Annotated in this window: 12 protein-coding genes; 3 read left to right on the forward strand and 9 right to left on the reverse strand. The window is 64.5% G+C overall.

Features of this window, described 5'->3' with window-relative positions; genetic code table 11:
• Positions 1-6: 6 nt before the first annotated feature.
• The gene (locus tag VME63_RS03635) at positions 7-2,931 is read right to left on the reverse strand and encodes a TonB-dependent receptor (RefSeq protein ID WP_414648197.1); all 2,925 of its coding nucleotides are present in this window, start codon (positions 2,929-2,931) and stop codon (positions 7-9) included.
• A gap of 384 nt (positions 2,932-3,315) precedes the next feature.
• Here VME63_RS03635 and VME63_RS03640 point away from each other — a divergent pair, with 384 nt between their 5' ends.
• The gene (locus tag VME63_RS03640; protein ID WP_325430344.1) at positions 3,316-4,632 is read left to right on the forward strand and encodes an MFS transporter; all 1,317 of its coding nucleotides are present in this window, start codon (positions 3,316-3,318) and stop codon (positions 4,630-4,632) included.
• 66 nt (positions 4,633-4,698) lie between these two features.
• Positions 4,699-6,123 (forward strand): glucuronate isomerase, encoded by a 1,425-nt coding sequence (gene uxaC / locus VME63_RS03645; RefSeq protein WP_325430346.1) that lies wholly within the window; start codon positions 4,699-4,701, stop codon positions 6,121-6,123.
• On the opposite strand, the gene VME63_RS03650 is transcribed toward uxaC, so the two are convergent.
• The 6 genes from VME63_RS03650 to VME63_RS03675 are packed head-to-tail and all read right to left on the reverse strand — an operon-like array spanning position 6,120 to position 16,343.
• Positions 6,120-7,598: a mannitol dehydrogenase family protein gene (locus VME63_RS03650; RefSeq protein WP_325430348.1), complete on the reverse strand. Its 1,479-nt coding sequence runs from the start codon at positions 7,596-7,598 to the stop codon at positions 6,120-6,122. The two genes, uxaC and VME63_RS03650, sit on opposite strands and share 4 nt — an antisense overlap.
• The gene (locus VME63_RS03655; protein WP_325430350.1) at positions 7,598-8,641 is read right to left on the reverse strand and encodes a sugar kinase; all 1,044 of its coding nucleotides are present in this window, start codon (positions 8,639-8,641) and stop codon (positions 7,598-7,600) included. The genes VME63_RS03650 and VME63_RS03655 overlap by 1 nt, the downstream gene beginning before the upstream one ends.
• Before the next feature lie 12 nt (positions 8,642-8,653).
• The gene (locus tag VME63_RS03660; protein ID WP_325430352.1) at positions 8,654-10,843 is read right to left on the reverse strand and encodes a glycoside hydrolase family 3 C-terminal domain-containing protein; all 2,190 of its coding nucleotides are present in this window, start codon (positions 10,841-10,843) and stop codon (positions 8,654-8,656) included.
• Between the two features lie 12 nt (positions 10,844-10,855).
• Positions 10,856-12,106, reverse strand: a complete 1,251-nt coding sequence (manD, locus tag VME63_RS03665; RefSeq protein WP_325430354.1) for a D-mannonate dehydratase ManD — start codon at positions 12,104-12,106, stop codon at positions 10,856-10,858.
• Between the two features lie 8 nt (positions 12,107-12,114).
• Positions 12,115-14,124, reverse strand: coding sequence for a sialate O-acetylesterase (locus VME63_RS03670; RefSeq protein WP_325430356.1), 2,010 nt, complete (start codon positions 14,122-14,124; stop codon positions 12,115-12,117).
• Positions 14,118-16,343: an alpha-glucuronidase family glycosyl hydrolase gene (locus VME63_RS03675; protein ID WP_414648198.1), complete on the reverse strand. Its 2,226-nt coding sequence runs from the start codon at positions 16,341-16,343 to the stop codon at positions 14,118-14,120. Before VME63_RS03675 ends, VME63_RS03670 begins: the two co-directional genes overlap by 7 nt.
• Before the next feature lie 107 nt (positions 16,344-16,450).
• Between VME63_RS03675 and VME63_RS03680 the strand changes: the two genes are divergently transcribed.
• Positions 16,451-17,530, forward strand: coding sequence for a LacI family DNA-binding transcriptional regulator (locus tag VME63_RS03680; protein WP_325430358.1), 1,080 nt, complete (start codon positions 16,451-16,453; stop codon positions 17,528-17,530).
• A gap of 58 nt (positions 17,531-17,588) precedes the next feature.
• Here the strand turns inward: VME63_RS03680 and VME63_RS03685 are convergent, their stop codons facing one another.
• Positions 17,589-19,022 (reverse strand): sugar porter family MFS transporter, encoded by a 1,434-nt coding sequence (locus tag VME63_RS03685; RefSeq protein ID WP_325430361.1) that lies wholly within the window; start codon positions 19,020-19,022, stop codon positions 17,589-17,591.
• 117 nt (positions 19,023-19,139) lie between these two features.
• Positions 19,140-20,477: a xylose isomerase gene (gene xylA, locus VME63_RS03690; RefSeq protein ID WP_325430363.1), complete on the reverse strand. Its 1,338-nt coding sequence runs from the start codon at positions 20,475-20,477 to the stop codon at positions 19,140-19,142.
• Between the last annotated feature and the right edge of the window lie 54 nt (positions 20,478-20,531).

Genomic DNA, 20,531 nt, shown 5'->3' on the forward strand with positions numbered 1-20,531 from the left:
CGGCGATCAGAACGTGCCACGGATACCGAGCATGATGGCGAAGCCCGGCGTGTAGTACGTGTAGGCGGCGTTGGAATAGGTAAACGTGGTGCGCAAGTCCGCCTTGGTCATATTGGTGGCATCGAGCGTAATCATCGGCTTGGACGGCAGATGCGGGAACTGATAGCTCGCACCCAGGTCGAGCTGGCCGCGCGCATCGGTCTTGATCTGGCCGAACTCAAGGCCGTTCTGGTCGGCGGTGGAGCTGATCTGCGCCGCATTCCACACGTACGACAGCCGGATCGTGGTGTTGTAGCCCTCCCAGTAGCCGGTGAGGTTGTAGGTATGCGGCGAAATGCCCACGGCCTGCGCCGGTACGCCGGCGCCGATGTTCTTCTGCGAGACGACGGTGTAGTTCGCCTGCAGGCCCAGGCCCTTGTAGATGAAATCCAGCGGCTGCACCCAGGTCAGTTCCGCGCCCTTGATGAACAGTGTGCCGTCGGCGTTGACCTGCTGGGTCACCTGCACCATCGCCGAATTCGGGCCGCCGCGCAGCTGCAGCGATTGCTGCTGCGTGGGCGTGAGGTCCGCATAGGGCACGCCCAGCGCCGTGAACGGAACCAGGTTGGTACCGTTGACGGTGAAGCCGGTGATGCGCTTGCCGAACAGATCCACGCCGACATAGCCTTCGTTACCGGTATACCACTCGCCGCCGAAGTCGAGGTTGGTGGACAGGTACGGCGCCAGCTTCGGATTGCCTTCGCTGGCGATTTCCGCCGCGGGGTCGCTGAAGTTGAGGCCCGGCACCATCGCGCTGGGGTCCGGACGGGTCATCGAGCGCGATGCGGCCAGGCGCACGATGATGTTGTCGGTGGCGTTGTAGGCGGCGTTGAACGACGGCAGGTAGTAGCCGTAGGCGTGCTTGAGCGTCACCTCTTCGGTCTGGCCGTTAAGCGTCACGGGGCCGGACACGGTCTGGTCGGTGTAGGCGTGGCGCACGCCGCCGTTGACGCGCAACTCGTTGCCCCACAGGTCGAACTTGCCGTTGCCCTGCACATACCAGGCCCAGGTGCTTTCCTCGATGTCGCCGGAGCTGGCGCCGGTGGCCGCGGCGGACGATAGCGGCGCGATGGACTCGTAGTAGCCGTAGTTGGTGGCTGCCATCAGCGCGGAGTAGTTCATCGCGATGAAGCCGGCCGGCCCCGACGAGAGGTAGGACGGCAGCGCCGAGGCGGGCACCGCGGCTTCGCCATAGTTTTGCCAGGCAGAGGTATCGACATAGGCCTTGATCTGGCGCGCGATATCGTCATAGGCGACGCCGACCTTGACATTGTTGTCGTCGTCGCCGATCTGCAGGTCTTCGCGCGTGCCCTTGTTGTCGGTCACACGTGTTTCGTTGTCCACGTTCAGGCGGTACCAGGTCCAGCCGGCGTTGGGATCGTTGAGATTGACACTGGAGGTAATGGTCGGGTAGTTGCCGCCTTTGTTGTTGTAGGTGACGGTGGTGATCGGCGACATCACCGCCAGCGTCGGCTGCTCGTTCTCATACCAGCTGCGCTGTGAGTAGCCTTGGAAGTCGAGCTTGATGTTCTCGTCGTCGCCGAACAGGAATTCGCCGCCCGGGTTGAGGTTGTAGAAGTGCACATGCTCTTGGTACGGGCGTTCTTCCAGGAAGTACTGTGCGTTGGCGAAGGTGGCGCTGGTCACCACATCGTTCTGGTCCACCTGCATATTGGTGGGGATCAACTGGCCGCTGCGGCCGATCAGATCCATGTCGGTGCGATTGAAATCGCGCTCCTGCTTGGAGAACAGCGTATCAAGGTAGAAATGCGCGCGCTCATCGGGGCGGAATTCGAAGGACATCAAGGCCGACTGGTGGTCGTTGGTGCCCTGGATGTACGCATCGCGGCCCAGGCGCGGAATCAGTGCGTTGGCGATCTGCGAGGTGGTCAGACCCGGGTTATGGGCCAGCAGCCACGCGTTGTCGATCGTCTGCCCTGGAATCAGGCCCGCACCCGCGCCGGCCGGAACGGTGGCCGGTATGGTCCAACTGCCCGCGCCGGGGCTGCACGAACCCGACGCGATGCCGCACTGGGCGGCGCTGAGGTGCGGCGTGGTCCAGCCGATGGTTTCGAAGCCGCGCACGTCATAATCGCTGCGCGATCCGGTGAGGCCGATCAAGGCGCCGAAGGTGTTGTCCTTACTCGTCCAGCTGCCGATGAAAGCGCCGCGCGGTTTGACGTCGTCGCCGATCGAGTTGTAGGTGCTCTGCGCCGAATAGGTCAGGTGCGTGCCCGGATTGTCGAACGGGCGCGTGGTGCGCATGTCCACCACGCCGGCGATGCCGCCTTCGGTCATATCCGCCTGCGGCGTCTTGTTTACCGTCAACTGGGTGAAGAATTCGCTCGGCAAGAGATCCAGATCGACTTCGCGGTTCTGGTTTTGCGAATCCAGCGTGCCGGAAGAGGCCACGGCAATCTGGTCGCCGTTGAGCAGGATCTTGGTGAAATCGGTGCCCAGGCCGCGAATCTGCACGTTCATGCCCTCGCCGTCCACGTCGCGCGAAATTTGCACGCCCGGGATGCGGTTCAGCGATTCGGCGATATTGGTATCGGGAAACTTGCCGATGTCTTCGGCGTAGACCGTATCGACCACGTTGGTGGCGTCGCGCTTGGCTTCGGTCGAAAACTCAATACTGCTGCGATAGCCGCCGTTGACGTTGACGGCGCCAAGCTGCTTTACCGGCGGCTTGGCGTTGGGCGTTTGCGTGTTGCTTGCCTGCGCGCCGGTTTGCGTCTGGTTTTGCTTAGGGCCTTGCGCCGGCGCCTGGTTTTGCGCGGCGGTTGCCGCGGGGCTTTGCGATGAATCCTGTGCTTGTGCGATCCCCGCCGCACTCAGCAGGGCCAGTGTTAATGCGCGCGACAACATCGTTCTTGCAAATGGGCTTTGCACCTTACTCCCCTCCCGATTCTTGTGTCTGGTAGTCCCCGTCGCGCAACCGGCCCTTACTTCCCCCCGGTGCGACGACTGTCTTGGGCGACCTTTGTCCTTCGGTCCGCCGGAACGGTAGCGCTAACATTTTCGGCACGCACGCTGCAGGGCAACATAAATTTCACGGAGCGCCCGAAGCGAGGAAAAAGTCCGACAAATTTGCTGCCGAACGATGAGCGCGGCAGGGGCGCGATGGGGCCGGGTCGGACGGAGTGGCATTTGAATTTGCGTCTGTGTTAATGATAGCGCTAACAAGAACACGCTCGAGCACACCGGCAACACCCGCTGGCGCAAAGCGGAAGTAAGTTCGCCGTTGCCAGTCCACATAAACCGCCCGGAAGTGACATGGACCCAGCCAGCTCTACCGCTACGACTTCGATGCGAAGCGGAAACATCGGCAGATACCGCTGGCGCGTGTGCGCCATGCTGCTGGCGGCGACCACCATCAACTACATCGATCGCCAGGTGCTGGGCGTGCTTGCGCCATTTCTGCAGGGCACCTTTCATTGGAGCGAAATCGACTACAGCAACATCGTCACTGCATTCCAGGCCGCCTATGCGATCGGTCTGCTGTGCGCCGGCGCGGTGATCGACCGCTTCGGCACGCGTATCGGCTACGCCATGGCCATCGGTATCTGGAGCCTGGCGGCGATGGGCCATGCGCTGGCCGTGGGCGTGGCCAGTTTTGCCCTCGCGCGCTTCGCGTTGGGGCTGGGGGAGTCGGGCAATTTCCCGGCGGCGATCAAGGCGGTGGCCGAGTGGTTTCCGCAGAAGGAGCGCGCGCTGGCCGCGGGCGTGTTCAATGCCGGCTCGAACATCGGCGCGATCGTCGCGCCGCTGGTGGTTCCGTTCGTCGCATCGCGCTGGGGCTGGCAGGCCGCGTTTCTTTTCACCGGCGTGCTGAGCGCAATGTGGGTGACGGTGTGGCTGGTCACCTATCGCACTCCCGACCATCAGCCCAGGTTGTCTGCGGCCGAGCGCGCGTATATCGGGCAGGAGCCGGTGGCGGGGCCGCGGGTGCCGTGGTCGCGGCTGCTTGGTTACCGGCAGGTATGGGCGTTCGTGGCGGCAAAGTTCATCACCGATCCAATCTGGTGGTTTTTTTTGTTCTGGCTGCCGAAATTCCTGCATGCGACCTATGGTCTCACCCTGCTGGACCTGGGGTTGCCGCTGATCGTGATCTTTCTGCTTGCCGATGCGGGCAGCGTGGCGGGCGGCTGGTTTGCGGGCAGGCTAATCAAGCACGGATGGAGCGTCAATCGCGCGCGCAAGCTGGCCATGCTGACTTGCGCACTGGCGGTGGTACCGGTGATGTTTGCGGCCCGGGCCAGCCATCTTTGGCTGGCAGTGGCGTTGGTGGGGCTGGCCACGGCAGGGCATCAGGGCTGGTCGGCGAACGTGTACACGCTCACTTCCGATCTGTTTCCGCGTCAAGCAGTGGCTTCGGTGGTCGGCATCGGCGGTTTCGCCGGTGCAGTGGGCGGCATGCTGATTTCCACCGTCATCGGCGTGCTGTTACAGACCACGCACAGTTACGTTCCGGTGTTTTTGCTTGCAGGCATGGCCTATTTCGTTGCGCTTGCGGTGGTGCAGTTGCTGGTTCCGCGCATGGAACCGGTACGGCTGGACGATGGGCCGGCCGCTTCAAAAACGCTGCGCTGAACGTGCCTCGGGCCGGGCTTACACTTTACTCCAAGGCATTACATCCCCTTTTTTGACGACATGCTTATGAATTCTGCAACGCATCCCCTGACGCTTCACGACGACCGCCTGTTTCCGGCCGAGCCCACGCAGCGGGCGATCGCGCGCCGCTTGTACGCGCACGTCGCCAAGTTGCCGATCATCAGTCCGCACGGCCACACCGATCCGGCGTGGTTCGCCGGCAACCAGCCATTCGCCAATGCCACGCAATTGTTGCTGGTACCCGACCACTATGTGTTTCGCATGCTCTACAGCCAGGGCATATCGCTGGACGCGCTGGGCATTGCGCGCGTGGACGGATCGCGCAACGACGTCGATCCGCGCCAGGCGTGGCGCGTGTTCGCCCATCATTTCCACCTGTTCCGTGGCACGCCGTCATCGATGTGGCTCAACCATGTGTTCCATGACGTGTTCGGCTTGCGCGTGCGCCTGGATGCGGGCACGGCCGATCAGTACTACGATCACATCACCGCGGCCCTGCAGCGGCCGGAATATCTTCCGCGCAGCTTGTTCGAGCGCTTCAACATCGAGCTGATCGCGACCACCGAATCGCCGCTCGATCCACTGCAACACCACGCAGCGATCCGTGCCAGCGGCTGGGGCGGACGCGTGATTACCGCGTACCGGCCCGATCCGGTGATCGATCCGGAACACGAGCAGTTCACCGCTGCATTGCAGGCCTTTGGCGAAATCACCGGCGAGGATGTCCACCACTGGGATGGCTATTTGCGTGCGCACCGGCAGCGGCGCGCCTTTTTTGCCCAGGCCGGCGCCACCTCCACCGACCACGGGCACCCCACCGCGGCGACGGCCGATCTGTCCAGAGCGGACGCCGCCAGGCTGTTCGGGAAGGTGGTGAGCGGCACGTTCAGCGCGCAGGAAGCGGAATGCTTCCGAGCTCAGATGCTCACCGAAATGGCAGCGATGAGCATGGACGACGGGCTGGTGATGCAGATCCACCCCGGGTGCTTTCGCAACCACAACCGCACGCTGTTCGAACGCTACGGCCGCGACAAGGGCGCCGACATTCCGTTGCGCACCGAGTACGTCAACGCGCTCAAGCCGCTGCTGGATCGCTTCGGCAACGCACCGGATTTCAAGCTGATCCTGTTCACGCTGGACGAGAGCAGCTACAGCCGCGAACTGGCGCCGCTGGCCGGCCATTACCCGGCGCTGCACCTGGGGCCGGCGTGGTGGTTCCACGACGCGCCCGAAGGCATGTGGCGTTTTCGCGAATGGACGCTGAGCAGCGCGGGTTTCTACAACACCGTCGGCTTCAACGACGACACGCGCGCGTTCCTGTCCATTCCGGCGCGCCATGATGTGGCGCGCCGGGTCGATTGCGCCTTCCTGGCCAAATTGGTGACCGAGCACCGTCTGGACGAGGACGAAGCGGCCGAACTTGCCGTTGACCTTGCGTACAATCTGCCCAAGCGCGCCTACAAGCTTTAGGCGTCGAAGGCGGCGAGCGCGCGCGACACCGGGGTCGGTGTCGCTTCGCCCAGCCGCGCGTAGGCCGCCCTCAGCGCCTCGCCGAAGCGCGCCTGGTGGGCCAGTGGCCCGAACACCGCGTCGAGCGCGAGAAACGCATCCACGTCCCCCTGCGCCTGGCCCGTGCAGGCCAGGCCGATGGCCGACAGCGTGTCGTTGAGGGGATCGACCAGCGCCACCCCGTGGCGCGCCTGCCTGCCCACGTAATGCATCCACGCCGCGATGGGCAGGCATAGCGCATCGATCGGCTTGCCGGCGGCCAGTGCGTCGCCGATCGTGCTGAGCAGGCGAACGGGCAGCTTCTGCGAACCGTCCCAGGCGATCTGCGAAAGGCGGTGGCGGATGGCGGGATTGCGGAAGCGCGCGAGTATGGCGTCGATATACGTATCGGCGCGCATGTCCGCAGGCAGCACGATCGCCGGTGCGATGGCGTGGCGCATCAGTCGCTCCACAAAGCCGGCCAGCTGCGGTTGCTGCATGGCGTCGCCGACGGTTTCCAGCTCCATCAGCGAGCCGAGGTAGGCCAGGCTCGAATGCGCGCCATTGAGCAGGCGCAACTTGGCGCGGTCATAGCCGGCAATGTCATGGCTCATCGTCGCGCCGACGCGCTCGAACGGCGGACGGTCGTTGCAGAAGCGGTCCTCGATCACCCACTGGGTATAGGTCTCGCGCTGGATCGGCCAGGCATCCTCGCAACCCAGTTCGGCGTTGATGCGTTCACGCAAGGCATCGTCGGTGGCCGGGGTGATGCTATCGACCATCGAACAGGGAAACGCGACCTTCGCGTCGATCCAGTCCGCCAGCCGGGGATCGACGTGCTGCGCATACTGCAACACCGCGCGGCGCAGGCGGTGACCGTTGTCGGCCAGGTTGTCGCAGCTGAGCACGGTATACGGATTCATGCCCAGCCGCCGCCGCGTGCGCAGGCCGGCAACGAGGTAGCCGATCGCGCTGCGCGGCGTTTCCGGCGCGGCGAGGTCGTGCGCGATGTCCGGATGTGCGGTGTCCAGATCCTCGCCCGCCAGGCAATAGCCCTTCTCGGTGATGGTCAGCGTGACCAGGCGCACGGCCGGGTCGGCGAGGCGGGCCAGCACGGCGGGTTGTTCTTCGCGCGCGCACAAGAGTTCGCGGATCGAGCCGATCACGCGCAACCGCGTCTCTTGCCCGAGCAGCAGCAAGGTATAGAGACCATCCTGCGGCATCAGCGCGTTGCTGACGTCGGCGCTATGCAGCGATACGCCGCAGATGGCCCAGTCCGGGCGGTCCGCGAGCAGGTCGTCGATGTACACCGCCTGGTGCGCGCGATGAAATGCGCCCGCGCCGATGTGCACGATGCCGATGCGAGTGCGGGCAGGTTCATAAGCCGGACGAATCACCGCGGCGGGCAGGCTCGCCAGTGACAGTTCCGACAGGCGCCGCGTAGACCCGCAAGCCATCAGCGCTTCACCTCGAAACCGCCTTGCGCCATCAGGGCAAGCACGTCCGCCTCGCATGAAAGATTGGCATCGCCGGGAATCGCGTGCTTCAGGCAGGCTGCGGCGATGGCGAAATCGAGCGTGGTTTCGTCGCTCATCTTACGCGCCAGGCCATGGAGGAAACCGGCCGCAAACGCATCGCCCGCGCCGATGCGATCGACGATGCCGGTCAACGCGTGCGTGCTGGTTTGCAGCATGCGATCGCGCGTCGCCATCAGGCCGAACAGCGCTTGATCGGATACGTTGTGGAGGTGGCGCCCGGTGGCGGCAATGCGCCGCAAGCGCGGCCAGGCCGAAAACGCGGCGGTGCCTGCGGCGCGGAAGCGGTCGGTTGCGTCGGCGTGGGGAAAATCCAGGCCCAGGATCAGGGCGATGTCGCGGTCGTTGCCAAAGATCAGGTCGGCTTGTGCGGCGATCTCGCTCAGCAGCGCAGGCGCTTGTTCGATACGCGAACCCCACAGCTTGCTGCGGAAATTGCAGTCGAAGGAAATCGGCACACCGGCCTTGTGCGCTGCCTGTACGGCAGCGAGGGCGGCCTGCGCCGTCGCATCGCCCAGCGCCAGGTTGATGCCCGACAGATGCAGGCCTTGCGCGTCCGCGAGCAGGCGTGACCAGTCGTAGGCATCGGCGCCTGTGCGCGCGAACACCGAATCGACGCGGTCGTAGAGCACTTCGGAAGGACGGTGCATGGCGCCGGGCGACAGGAAATACAGCCCCATGCGGCCTTCGGCGTAATGCAGATGCGTGGTGTCCACGCCATGGCGGCGCAGTTCGCCCGCGCAGGCGCGTCCGAGTACGTTGTCCGGCAATGCGCTGACCATCGCGCAATCGTGGCCGAGGATGGCCATGGAGGTGGCGACGTTGGCTTCGGCGCCGCCGAAGTGCACCTCCATGCGCGGCGATTGCAGCGGCAGTTCATGGCCGGGCGGCGACAGGCGCATCAGCAATTCGCCGAAGAAAACGCAGCGATGCTTGCGCGTTTGCGGATGTGATGGGTTATGCATGCTGTGCCTGCGTCATTCGTGGACGGTGAAGTCCTGGCTCAAGCGGATGTCCGCGCTGGAAGCACCAATCTGCACTTGATAATGGCCCGGATCGACCGCGTAGGCATGTTGCACGTCATCGTAGTACTTGAGGTCGTTCCGGGGGGTGATGTCAAACGATACGTTCCCGGTTTCGCCCGCTTGCAGATGAATGCGCTGGAAACCGCGCAGCTGCTTGATGGCGCGCGCATGCGGTTCGCCCTGCGCGCTGAGGTAAAGCTGCACCACTTCGTCGCCGGCGCGCTGGCCGCTGTTCTTGACCTTCAGCGTGATATGCAGATGACCATCGTCGCCTACCGAAGTGCGATCCAGCTGCAGATCCGAGTAGGCAAATTGTGTGTAAGACAGGCCATAGCCGAACGGATACAGCGGCTCGCCCTTGAAGTAGCGGTAGGTACGGCCCTGCATGCTGTAGTCGTCAAACGCGGGCAGTTTTTCGTCGGCCTTGTAGAAAGTGACAGGCAGCCGGCCGGCAGGGTTGGTGTTGCCAAACAGCACATCGGCCACCGCATTGCCGCCGCGCTGGCCGGGATACCAGGCCACCACGATCGCGGGAATATGCTGCTTGGCCCAGTCCACGGCCAGCGCCGAACCGGTGGTCAACACCAGCACCACCGGCTTGCCGGTGGCCTGCAGCGCCTCCAGCAGCTTCTGCTGCGTGGCGGGCAGGCGTATATCGGTGCGATCGCCACCGGCGAAGCCAGGATAATTGACCTTCATTTCCTCGCCTTCCAGGTCGCTGGTCAAGCCGCCGACGAAGATCACCACATCGGACTTGCGCGCCGCATCCAGTGCCTGGTCCAGGCTCGGCTTGGCCGTGCCAGGCTGGTGGAAGCCCTGCACCAGTTCGGCGCCCTGCGCGTAGGTCACCTGCGCGTTGGGCATGGCCTGGCGGATGCCCTGCAGGATGGTGACGGGCGCGGCCGGCGTACCGTTGTAGTTGCCCAGCAGCGCCTTGACGTCGTCGGCGGTGGGGCCGATCACCGCAATGCGATGCAGGTTGTGCGAAAGCGGCAACAGGCCGTTGTTCTTCAGCAGCACGATCGATTCGTCTGCCGCGCGGCGCGCAAGTTGATCGTGTTGCGGCGCCTGGTTGACCGAATACGGCAAGCTCGACCACGGCACCATCGCGGGCGGATCGAACATGCCGAGCCGGAAGCGGCTGAACATCAGGCGTTTGACGGACGCATCGATGTCCGCTTCGCTGACCAGCCCCTCGCGCACGGCCGTGGCCAGTGCGGAGTAGGTGGTGCCGCAGTTGAGATCGTCGCCGTGCTTGACGCCCATCGCGGCAGCCTGTGCGGCGGTCTGCACGACTTTGTGGCGCAGGTAGATGTCTTCGATGGCATCGCAGTCGGACACGACGTAGCCCTTGAAGCCCCAATCTTTGCGCAGGATGTCCTCAAGCAGGCGCTGGCTGGCGGCGGCAGGTTCGCCGTCGACACGGTTGTACGCACCCATGACCGCGTCCACCTTCGCTTCCTGCACCAGGGCCTGGAATGCGGGCAGGTAGGTTTCGTAGAGGTCGCGCTCGCTGGGATGCACGTCGAAGCGATGGCGTTCCGATTCCGGGCCGCTGTGCACGGCAAAATGCTTGGCCGTGGCGTCGAGCTTGCGGTATTTCGGATCGTTGCCCTGCATGCCGCGCACGAAGGCCACGCCCATGCGCGAGGTGAGGAAGGGATCTTCGCCGTAGGTTTCCTGGCCGCGACCCCAGCGAGGGTCGCGGAAAATATTGATGTTGGGCGACCAGAACGTCAGTCCTTCGTAGCGGGCGTGCATGCCGCGCCGCTGGAAATCGTTGTACTTGGCGCGCGCTTCGTCGCTGATGGTGGTGGCGACGTTGCCCATCAGCGTGGTGTCGAAGGTCGCTGCCAGCCCGATCGCCTGGGGAAATACCGTCGCCTGGCCGGCGCGCGCCACGCCGTGCAGGCCCTCGTTCCACCAATCGTAGGCGGGCACGCCCAGGCGCGGTATCGCGGGCGCGGTGTTTTGCATCTGCGAGATTTTTTCCGCGAGCGTCATGTGCGCGACAAGATCGGCGGCGCGATCCTCGAAGCTGCGGCTCGGATCCTGGTAGACGGCCGTCTGCGACCACGCGGGAAGCGCGGCGGCGGTGAGCGCAAGAGCGGCGATGAGTGTCTTGATGCGTAGCGTGGCCATGGCTGTCCTTTTTTACCAATCCCACATCGAGCCGTCTTCCAGGCGCGCGATGGGCAATTGCTTGGGGGTATAGGGAAACCGCGCGGCGAGTTTTTCGTCGATGGTGACGCCATGGCCTGGCGCTTCGCCGCAGTGCAGGCGTCCGTCGCGGAACATATAATCGTGCGGGAACACTTCGTCCGTTTCGTCGCTGTGGAACATGTATTCCTGGATGCCGAAGTTGGGTACCCAGGTATCGAAATGCAGGGCCGCGCCCATGCACACCGGCGACAGGTCGGTGGCGCCATGAAAACCCGTGCGCACCTGATGCAGCGCCGCGAAATCGGCCAGCCGGCGCAGATGGGTGATGCCGCCGCCGTGCACGATGGTGGTACGGATGTAGTCGATCAGCTGGTTCTCGATCAGGTGCTTGCAATCCCAGATCGAGTTGAACACTTCGCCCACCGCCAGCGGCGTGGTGGAATGCTGGCGAATCAGCTCGAAGGATTTCTGGTTTTCCGCAGGTGTCGCATCTTCCATCCAAAACAGGCGGTATGGTTCCAGGCTGCGCGCGAGGCGTGCGGCTTCGATCGGTGTAAGGCGATGATGAACATCGTGCAGCAGATGCACATCCGTGCCGTGATCGGCACGCAGGCGCTCGAACAGCTGCGGCACGATGTCCAGGTATCTGGGCGTGGACCACACGGTTTCGACCGGCAGTTCGCTTTCGGCCGGTTCATAGGCCTTGCCGCTGGAAATGCCATAAGCCTTCTTTACGCCCGGCACGCCGCATTGCGCGCGCACGGCAAGAAAACCTTGCTCGATGAAGCGGCCTACCGCATCGCTGGTTTCGGCGATGTCGCGGCCGTTGGCATGGCCATACACCAGCGCGCCCTCGCGTGAGCGCCCACCCAGCAATTGGTAGAGCGGCATGTTGGCGAACTTGCCCAGGATGTCCCAGAGCGCCACGTCCACGGCGGCAATGGCAGTCATCGTCACCGGGCCGCGCCGCCAATAGGCGCCGCGATAGAGGAACTGCCAGATGTCCTCGATGCGGCCGGCGTCGCGGCCGATCAGGTTTGGCACCACATGGTCCTCAAGGTAAGAAGCGACGGCCAGCTCGCGTCCGTTGAGCGTGGCGTCGCCCAGGCCCGTGATACCCGAGCGGGTTTCGACGATCAGCGTGACGAAGTTGCGTCCGGGGCAGGTGACGATGACCCGCGCAGCGACGATTTCGCGATCGCGCGGCGAGCTGTGAGTAGTGGAAGCGGACGAGGTGCTCATGGTTGGGTTCACCGGGTGGAAGGCTGTGAGGTGAGTGACAGTTCGAACGGACCGGCAGGCAGGCCGGCGTCGTCGTAAAGCGTGCAGATGGGACTGTTGGCCCAGCAGTAACGCACGCGCACAATGCTGTCGGCCGGAAGCTTGGCGTGCAGCACAACGTGACTGCCCTGGATCTGGGCCTGTGCGTAATGGCAGGAGCCGGGTTGCTTGCCGCACAGCTCGAAGCCGATCGGCGCGTCCGCGCTGTAGGCCACCAGATGGCCGGTGATATCGGCGAACGTCAGCGTGACGTCGTCACCGTTGCGTTGCGCCGTGGTGGGAATCGGGCCCGACGGCGGCTGCGCATCGCCATACACGACATGCCGCGCGACGCGCGCCAGGCGGCGACCCAGTTCCTGTTTGTTGGCCGGATGGATGTCGTAGCGTTCGCCGATGTCCACCGAAATGGCCAGGCCCGAATGCGCATCTTCCGCCGCGACCAGCCGTTGCGCTTCACGCACATCCGCCCAGCCGCTTTCGCCCGGATGCGTGGGCGGTGCGCCGTAGCTGGAAAGTTGCGCGATCAGAAACGGCAAGTTTGCGCCAAAGCGTGTGCGCAGATCCTCGCGCAGGCTCTCCAGCAGCTTGCGATAGCTGCCTGCATCGCCGGTGTTGGATTCGCCCTGGTACCACAGCACGCCGCGCAAGCCATAGTGGCCAAGCGGCGCGATCATGCCGTTGTACAGCGTGGTCAGGCCTGAGGTGGATTGCCATGGCACGCGCGGCGGCGCACCGAACGATGCCGGCACCACCCGGTATTGCCAAGCGCCAAGCGCCACGCTGGTGCCGTCGCGCAGACGTAGCGCCCGTTGATCGGCCGGGCCATAGATACCGCCGTCGCGATAGGTGTTGAGCACGTTGACGGCGATCAGGTTGTCGCCTTCGTGCAGCACGCCAGGGGGTAGGGCATAGGTGCGCGCCACGCCGCCGTAGGCCGTGCCGATCCAATGGCCGTTGATCCAGGTCTGGTCGATTTCGTTGGCGGTGCCGAGTGATAACGCCGATGCTTGCGCGGCCTGCTGCTTGCTGAGCGTTAGCGTGGTGCGATACCACAGCATGCCGGTGAAATTGGCCAGTTCCGGCATGCCCCAATGCTGCCAGGGACCGCGATCGATCGGCGCAGATTGCCAACCTTGTTCGTCCGCGTGCGCGGGATTCCATGGCGCGTTGGCGGCGGTTTGACCCGGACGCGAGAGCCACCACGCTTTCCATTGCCGATCCCATTGCATGCTGGCACGCACCGGATCCTTCACGTAGGCATCAAGCAGATCCAGTGCTTCGTCGTAGCCGCCGACCTTGCGCAGCGCTTGTGCGCTCATCCACGGCTCGATGCGCGAACCGCCCCAGGAGGAGACGATCAGACCCATCGGCACCGGCGTGGTCTTTTGCAATTCGCGCGCGAAGTAGTAGCAGGTGGCGGAAAACCTTGCCACGTTGGCGGACGTGGCGGCCAGCCAGTGATCGGAAGCGGGGATGCGCTCCAGCGGCGTAGCGCTGCTGACGTCGCTGACGGTCAACATGCGGATGCGGTCGTTGGAGGCATTGTGGATTTCCGCTGCGGCATCCAGCGTGCGCTCGACCGGCAGTTCCATGTTGGACTGCCCGGAACAAAGCCAGACGTCACCGACCAGGAGATCCTGGATGCTTTGCATGCTGCCGTCATCGGCGCGCACGCTGAGCGTGTAAGGGCCGCCGGCGGCCAGTGCGGGCAGGAAGGCTTGCCAGCGTCCGCTGCCGTCGGCACGCGCGCGAATCGTCTTGCCGGCGATCGTGATCGTCAGCGTTTCGCCGGGTTTCGCGTTGCCCCACACCGGATTGCTGCGATCGCGCTGCAGTACGGCATGGTCCTGGAATAGCGGATTGAGCAACGCAGCGGCATCGCCGGCCCGTGCCACGCATGTGCCGGCGCACAACAGCGCGAGTGCCGCACAGGCAACGCGGCGGCGCTTCGCCCTGGCACGCAAGGTGCGGATTACCATGCGGAGAAGCCGGGCACGTTGTCGAATTTAAGCGACTCGTAATACTGCAGCGAGTGCTGCGGCGGCGCGAAGCCGGCCGGCAGCGGCAGGCCGGATTTGCTTTGGAAGTAGGCGATGCACGCGTCGCGCCACCATTGCGCTTCCTTTTCCTGGATCGCCAGGAACGCTGCCGTCTGCTGATAGCGTTGCGGATCGATATAGCCGTCCAGACGCGCCCAGGTCTGGCGCATCTGCTTGACGTCTTCAACGCCCTGCGTGTAGTGCGCCACCAGTTCGTACCACAGCGTGTGGCCCGAGCGCATGCGGTAGTCCCAGGGCACGTGGTGGAACCACAGCAGCAAATTTTCCGGTGTTTGCTTTACGTCGTTAAATTGCGCGGCGACCGGCGGCGCGTACTGATCGACCGCATCGCTGCCGCTGCGGGTGCGATCGAAGCCGATGCCGTTGCGGTCGGCACGGTTGTAGTAGACCGGACGCCAGTCGGCGCGTGCTTCGCTGGCATCCCATGGTGCCGGCCCGTAGTGATGGCCGGGCCCCATCTGATGATGCAGCCCCAGCGGGGTCATGTAGTCGACCGCCGCTTCGCGCGAACCCATCATCATGTCCACGACCGGATGGATGAAAGCGTCGTCGTTGCTGAAGGTCATGCGCACCCATTCCTCGGCGATGGCGCGCGAGGAGAGGTCGGGGTTCCACGCAAGCCGGCCGAACACGTACCAGTTGGCCTGGTTGAAGATCGATCCGCACCAGTTGCGGTCGGTGCCGATGTTCGCCACGCCCGCCATGCCGGTCAGCGTCTGGCCATCCAGCGAACCCTCGATCACCTTGGCTACGGTCGAGCCCTTGCCGTGCGTCATGGTGTCGGCGCGCAGCACTTCCTCGAACAGCGGGCCCAGGTACACCAGGTGCGTGGCAAAGCCCAGGTATTCCTTGGTGATCTCCAGCTCCATCATCATCGGCGTCTTGGGCATGGCGCCGAACAACGGGCTGAAGGGTTCGCGCGGCTGGAAATCGATCGGTCCGTTCTTGGTTTGCAGCAGCACATTGGGGCGAAACTGCCCGTCGAGCGGCTTGAATTCGTCATAGGCCTGCTTGGCGCGGTCTTCGTTGCTGGGCGAGTAGACGAACGTTCGCCACATCACCACGCCGCCGTGCGGGGCCAGGGCGTCGGCCAGCATGTTGGCGCCATCGGCGTGCGTGCGCTTGTAGTCCTGCGGACCGGGCTGGCCTTCGGAGTTGGCCTTGACCAGGAAACCGCCGAAATCGGGGATCAGCTTGTAGATCTCATCGGCCTTGTTCCGCCACCACTGCCGTACCTGCGGATCGAGCGGATCGGCGGTCTTCAACCCTCCGATCTCCATCGGCGCGCTGAAGCGGGCGCTGATGTAGACGCGAATGCCATACGGGCGGAACACGTCGGCCAACGCGGCGACTTTTTGCAGATAGCGCGGTGTGAGAATTTCCGCGCCGGCATTGACGTTGTTGACCACCGTGCCATTGATGCCGATCGAGGCGTTGGCGCGGGCGTAGTCGGTGTAGCGCGGATCGCGCCAGTCGGGCAGCTTCCACCAATCCCAGATCGACGCGCCCGCGTAGCCGCGTTCCACCTGGCCGTTGAGGTAATCCCAGTGATCGAGCACACGCAGTTTCAGGCGCGGTGCGTCATGCAGGTCCAGGTGCTCGATCGATTGGGCGGTCTGCAGCAGGCGCAGGAATCGGAATGCGCCGTATAGCGCACCCACGTCGCTGTTGCCGACGATGGCGGTTGCCGGATGGCCATCGACGACCACGCTGCGGATCAGATAGCCCTCCTTGCCCAGGGATCGGGTGTCCAGTTGCAGATGCTGGATCAGCGGCGAGGAAGCCGGGGTGCCGATGAGGATGGCACCGTCGCGGGTGACGGAATCGGACACCGCAGGCGCCCGACCCAGCAGCCCGCCCAGGCCGCGCAGCAGTTCCTGCCGGGTGACGGTTTGCGTGGGCGAGGCCGCGCCGAACACCAGCTGCGAGGCATGGCTTCGATAGGCCGCTGCCTGCTGTGCCGGCAGCGGTCGATAGCGCAGCCACAGGTCGTAGCCATCCTCGGCGTGCGCGGAGCCTGCGAAGAGGGCGAACAGGGCCACCGCCATCGCCGCTGCGAGGATGCGCCAGATGGGCGTGGCCAACGCGGACCTGCCGCGCCTGGCGTTGTCATGCCGTGCGCCTGTTACCGCTAACATGTGTAAAAATGCGTTCATATCCGGTCCGAAGTCACGGCTGATATCGATTTGCGAAGCGACCGCGCGATGATGACGATGGTCGCGGCCCCACGTGAAGGAAAACGGCATTGAAGAAGACAGGCAGGAAATCGGTTCGCCGCAAGGGCTTCGCTGTCACCATCGACGAAGTGGCATCGCTGGCCAAGGTATCGCCGATGACGGTGTCGCGCGTCATCAACGGCCATAGCAAGGTGCGCGACACCACCCGCGAGCGGGTGATGCAGGCGGTGCAGGAGCTGGGCTACATCCCCAACTTGGCCGCCAGTTCGCTGGCCGCCGCGCAGGACGCCCGCATCGCGCTGATCTACACCAACCCCAGCGCGGCCTACCTGCGCGAACTGCTGCTCGGTGCGCTGCACAGCGCCGCGCGCGCGGCGGCGCAACTGGTGATCGACGACTGGGACGAGCTCGACGCCGGCGGCGAGCGCAAGGCTGCGCGGGCGCTGGCCAGGGGCGTGGCCGGCGTGATCCTGCCGCCGCCCTTGTGCGAATCCAAGGCGGTGATCGAGGAACTGGTCGGCGCCGGCGTACCGGTGGTGGCGATCGCGTCGGGACGGTTCAATCACGACATCTCCAGCGTGCGCATCGACGATTTCCTCGCCAGCAAGGAAGTGACCGATTACCTCATCAAGATGGGCCATACGCGCATCGGCTTCATCAAGGGCCATCCCAACCAGACGGCCAGTACGCGGCGCTACGAAGGGTATCAGGCGGCCCTGAAGGACGCCGGCATCGCGCCGGATGCGGCGCTGGTGCAGCAGGGCTACTTTACCTACCGTTCGGCGCTGCCCGCGGTGGAAAAGTTGCTCGCCCTGCGCAAGCCGCCCACTGCGATCTTCGCCAGCAACGACGACATGGCGGCCGCGGCGATCTCGGTCGCACACCGGCGCGGGTTGGACGTGCCGCGCGATCTTTCCATCGTGGGTTTCGACGACACCTCGGCCGCCACCACCGTGTGGCCGGAGCTGACCACGGTGCGCCAGCCGATTTCGACCATGGCCGATTCGGCGCTGGAGATCTTGCTGCGCACCATCCGCCGCAAGGAAAACGACACCAAGGTGGTGGTTGACCAGGTGGTCGCGCACCAGCTGATTCTGCGCGATTCGGTCGCCGCCCCCGCGCCCGCGGGCAAGTCGCCGGGCGGATGAATCACCCGGCGTGGCCCAGCGGGCGGTCACGGCATCGTCGGTGCGGCAGCGCATCGGGCTAGCCTTCCATGTGTTCCAGTTCCTTGCCGCGCGTTTCGTGCACGCAGCGCCGCACGAAAAACACCGAAACCACCGCCGCCGCCGCGTATATCCCGTAGGCGCCGGCCAGGCCGATGCTTGCCAGCAGAATCGGAAACGTGACGGTGATGGCGAAGTTCGACGTCCATTGCGCGGCGCCGGCCACCGCCAGGCCCGAGCCGCGGATCTGGTTGGGAAACATCTCGCCCAGCATCACCCACATCACCGGGCCCCACGACATGTTGAAGAAGATCACGTAGACGTTCGCCGCAACCAGTGCCAGCGTACCCATGGCGTGCGATAGCGCGAGCTTACCGTGCGCATCGATGCTGCCGTTGGCAAACGCGACGGTGACCAGGATCAGCGACACCGCCATGCCGAGGGAGCCGACCCACAGCAGGGGCTTGCGGCCGACCTTGTCGATCAGCAGCACTGCGATCAGGCAAGCGCCGATGCTCAGCGCACCGGAAAGCACATTGGTCAGCAGCGCGTCGTTTTCGGAAAAACCCACCGCCTGCCACAGCACCGCGCCGTAGTAGAAGACCACGTTGATGCCAACCAGCTGCTGGAAGGTGGCCAGGCCGATACCGACCCACACGATAGGGCGCAGTTTGCCGCTGACCTTGTCCCGCAGGTCCGACAGGCGCGGGCGATGCCGGTCCTGCGCCAGCGAGTCGCGGATCTGGGCGAGCTTGGCCTGTGCCTGGTCATCGCCGTAAAGACGGCTCAACACGTTGGCCGCGTCGCCGTCGCGCTTGCGCACCACCAGGTAGCGGGGGCTTTCGGGAATAAACAGCAGCGATACGAAAAACAGCGCCGATGGCAGCACCTGTACCCAAAACATCCAGCGCCATGCGGCCCGGTCCAGCCATAGTGCGTCGGTCGATGCGCCGGCCGCCTTGGCCAGGAGATAATTGCTCAAGAACGCACAGAACAAGCCGCTGATGATGGCGATCTGCTGCACCGTCGCCAGGCGTCCGCGATAGCGCGCCGACGCCACTTCCGCGATGTAGGCCGGCGCGATCACGCTGGCCGCCCCCACCGCCAGGCCGCCGACGATGCGCGCGGCGACGAACAGCGATGCGCCGGTCGCCGCGCCCGCGCCCAGCGCCGAAAACAGGAACAGCACGGCCGACACGATCAGTACCGCGCGCCGTCCCCAGCGGTCGGCTTCGCGTCCGGCGAAAAATGCGCCGAGCGCGCAGCCGAGCAAAACGGAAGCGACTTCGAAGCCGATGGCGGTATCGCTGGAATGGAACGCGGTCTTCAAGCCCTCCACGGTTCCATTGATCACGCCGCTGTCGAAGCCGAACAGGAATCCGCCCAGTGTGGCGACGCAACTGATCTGCACGATAAGCCGCGTGTTCTCTCCCTCGCGCGCAGGCAGTGCGCGGTCGAGCACGATGTCGTTCATGCCGCTGTTCCCCTCATGTCCATGTTTTTATGTCCCCGATGGGTGTGTTTTATCGCGATCCATCGCACACCCGTTGCGCGCTTCCCCGAGCATGCCCGGGGAGGCGCCATGCCGGCGTCAAAGCGCGAGATACTGATTGATCAGGTTCTCGTAGCGCTCCTGCTTGCCGCTGCGCTTGGCCGGTTCGCCGTTTTTCACGGCCAGTGCGTGCAGATCGGCCAGGCTGAGCTTACCCTGCGCGAAGTCGCGTCCGGCGCCCTGGTCGAAGCTGGCGTAGCGGTCGGTGCGCCACTGTTCCCACGGCGACTTGGTCAACAACGCATGCGCCACTTCCAGGCCGCGCGCGAACGCATCCATACCGCCGATGTGCGACAGGAACAGATCGTCCGCGTCGGTGGATTCGCGGCGCACCTTGGCGTCGAAATTCAGGCCGCCGGGCGCGAGCCCGCCCTGGCGCAGCACCACCATCATCGCGCCGACGGTGTCGTACAGGTCGGTGGGGAACTGGTCGGTGTCCCAGCCGTTCTGTGCGTTGCCGCGGTTGGCATCGATGCTGCCCAGGATGCCGTGGTCGGAGGCGACCTGCAGATCGTGCTCGAAGGTATGGCCGGCCAGCGTGGCGTGGTTGGCTTCGATGTTGAGCTTGAAATCCTTCTCCAGGCCGTGCGCTTGCAGAAAGCCGGCGACGGTGGAGGAATCGAAGTCGTATTGGTGCTTCATCGGCTCCATCGGCTTGGGCTCGATCAGGAAATTGCCCTTGAAGCCGATGCTGCGGCCGTAGTCGCGCGCCATGGTCAGGAACCGCGCGAAATGATCGAGTTCGCGCTTCATCTGCGTGTTGTGCAGCGACGCATAGCCTTCGCGGCCGCCCCAGAACACGTAGTTTTCGCCGCCGAGTTCGACCGTCGCATCCAGCGCGGCCTTGATCTGCACGCCCGCGCGCGCAACCACGGCGAAATCCGGATTGGTCGCCGCACCGTTCATGTAGCGCGGATGGCTGAACAGGTTCGCCGTGCCCCACAGCAGCTTCACGCCGCTGGCCTGCTGGCGCTCCTTGGCGAGCGCGACCATGTGCTTGAGGTTCTTCTCGTATTCGCCGATGTCATCGGCATCGGGCGCAAGGTCGATGTCGTGGAAGCAGTAATAGGGCACGCCGAGCTTGGTGAAGAATTCGAACGCCGCATCGACCTTCGCTTCGGCGCGCGCGATCGGCGTCGCCTGGGCATCCCAGGGATAGTTGCGCGTGCCCGGGCCGAACGGATCGTGCCCGGCGTTGCAGAAGCTGTGCCAGTAGCACACTGCGAAACGCAGGTGCTCGGCCATGGTCTTGTCACCGATCTTGCGGTTGGCCTCGTAGTGCTTGAAAGCCAGCGGGTTGTCCGAGTGGCGGCCTTCGAAGGGGATGCGGCCGATGCCGGGGAAATATTCGCGTTTTCCGATGAAGGGAGTGCTCATGACGTTTGAATCCTGATCGATGAATAAGTGGAGCCAAGGTGTCGCGAATCAGAA

It is taken from the genome of Dyella sp., assembly GCF_035503745.1.
GTDB lineage: Bacteria > Pseudomonadota > Gammaproteobacteria > Xanthomonadales > Rhodanobacteraceae > Dyella_B.

Excerpts from the sequence above, each read along its gene's own strand:
- VME63_RS03640 (WP_325430344.1), top strand. The coding sequence starts at position 3,316 with ATGGACCCAGCCAGCTCTACCGCTACGACTTCGATGCGAAGCGGAAAC.
- uxaC (WP_325430346.1), top strand. The coding sequence starts at position 4,699 with ATGAATTCTGCAACGCATCCCCTGACGCTTCACGACGACCGCCTGTTT.
- VME63_RS03650 (WP_325430348.1), bottom strand. The coding sequence starts at position 7,598 with ATGGCTTGCGGGTCTACGCGGCGCCTGTCGGAACTGTCACTGGCGAGC.
- VME63_RS03655 (WP_325430350.1), bottom strand. The coding sequence starts at position 8,641 with ATGCATAACCCATCACATCCGCAAACGCGCAAGCATCGCTGCGTTTTC.
- VME63_RS03660 (WP_325430352.1), bottom strand. The coding sequence starts at position 10,843 with ATGGCCACGCTACGCATCAAGACACTCATCGCCGCTCTTGCGCTCACC.
- manD (WP_325430354.1), bottom strand. The coding sequence starts at position 12,106 with ATGAGCACCTCGTCCGCTTCCACTACTCACAGCTCGCCGCGCGATCGC.
- VME63_RS03670 (WP_325430356.1), bottom strand. The coding sequence starts at position 14,124 with ATGGTAATCCGCACCTTGCGTGCCAGGGCGAAGCGCCGCCGCGTTGCC.
- VME63_RS03675 (WP_414648198.1), bottom strand. The coding sequence starts at position 16,343 with ATGTTAGCGGTAACAGGCGCACGGCATGACAACGCCAGGCGCGGCAGG.
- VME63_RS03685 (WP_325430361.1), bottom strand. The coding sequence starts at position 19,022 with ATGAACGACATCGTGCTCGACCGCGCACTGCCTGCGCGCGAGGGAGAG.
- xylA (WP_325430363.1), bottom strand. The coding sequence starts at position 20,477 with ATGAGCACTCCCTTCATCGGAAAACGCGAATATTTCCCCGGCATCGGC.